Annotated in this window: 1 protein-coding gene; it reads left to right on the plus strand. The window is 66.1% G+C overall.

Annotation, left to right across the window (positions count from 1 at the left end; translation table 11 throughout):
* Nucleotides 1-49: 49 nt before the first annotated feature.
* Nucleotides 50-1,209: IS30 family transposase (locus ACXJKB_RS22685; protein WP_457192477.1), on the plus strand; the 1,160-nt coding region annotated here is incomplete at its 3' end.

Genomic DNA, 1,209 nt, shown 5'->3' on the forward strand with positions numbered 1-1,209 from the left:
GACCTTGGCGTCAGGGGATTGTTGCAACGCCTGATGTTTGGAGGGTGTTGTGGCTGGACTGAAGTTGGCTGAGTCGCGTCGGTTGGAGGTGATCGGGCTGCTGCGTTCGGGGCTGAACCCGATGCAGGCTGCCCGGGTCAGCGGCGTGTCGAAGTCCTACATCTACGACCTGCATCAGAGCCTCGGTGGCGTGTATCGACCACAGAGTATTGAGTACAGCGGCCGCTACCTGGACCGCGATGAACGCTACGAGCTCGCGCGGCTGCTCGAGTCCGGATGCTCCCAGCGCGAGGCTGCCCGACGGATGGGCCGGTCGCCTTCAACGATCTGCCGCGAGCTGGCCCGTAACCGCGACCCACGCACCGGCGGGTACCAACCCGAGCGGGCCCACACGATGGCCTGGCAGCGGCAACGCCGCCCCAAGGTCTCGAAGATCGGATGCAACCCGATGCTGCGCGCGGTGGTGCAGCAGATGCTGGGCCAGCGGCTCTCACCCGACCAGATCGCGGGGCGGCTGAGGCTGCTGCACCCGGACAATGACCGCATGCAGGTCAGCCACGAGTCGATCTATCGCAGCATCTACATCTATCCCCGCGGCGAGATGGCCCGTGAGCTCAAAGCCACCCTGCGCAGCGGCCGCACGGTGCGCCGGCCCCGCGGACGCCGCAAGAACGGCAGCCGCATCGTGGGTGCGGTCAGCATCACCGAACGGCCCGAGGAGGTCGAGGGCCGCCTCGTGCCCGGACACCACGAAGGCGACCTGATCATCGGCGCCAAGGGCTCCAACTCCGCGGTCGCGACCATCGTCGAACGAGTCAGCGGCTACGTCGTCCTGGGCCACATCGCCCACGGCCGCAAGAGCGAGGACGTCATTGACGCCGTCGCGTTGGCGATGAGTCGCTACCCAGCCCAATTGACCAAGACCCTGACCTGGGACCGCGGCATCGAGATGGCCAACCACGCCCACCTCACCGCCCGTACCGGCATCGACGTCTACTTCGCCGACCCCTACAAGCCCTGGCAGCGCGGCAGCAACGAGAACATCAACGGGCTCTTGCGCGAGTACCTCCCCAAAGGCACCGACCTATCGGTCCACAGCGCCACCGACCTGCAGACCATCGCTGACGAGCTCAACGACCGTCCCCGCAAACGCCTGGGCTACTACACACCCCGCGAACGCCTGACTACGTTGATCCAAGAAGATCTCAA

Source organism: Nocardioides sp. P5_E3 (genome assembly GCF_054049275.1).